Raw genomic sequence first — 217 nt, forward strand, 5'->3', positions numbered from 1 at the left:
GCGCGCTTCTCGCGCTGCTCAAGGGTCTCGTTCTCGATCCGGTCGGTTTCCTCGGGGCTGGAGAAGGCGTCGGCCGCGCGGTCGGCGCGTCGGCGCAGGTCCTTGAGGTTGAGGTGCCGGGCGTCGCGCAGGAGGCGCTTCTCCGCCAGCCGGCGTTGATCGTCGGTGACAGCGTCGGGCAGCCGGTCGAGCCCGTCACCGATCACGCGGGCTTGGT

General features: G+C 71.4%; 1 pseudogene. It reads right to left on the reverse strand.

Annotation, left to right across the window (positions count from 1 at the left end):
• A pseudogene (locus ACHAAC_RS17480) lies at positions 1-217 on the reverse strand (hypothetical protein); the annotation flags it as partial.

Source organism: Aeromicrobium sp. CF4.19 (assembly GCF_051262555.1).
Classification (GTDB): domain Bacteria; phylum Actinomycetota; class Actinomycetes; order Propionibacteriales; family Nocardioidaceae; genus Aeromicrobium.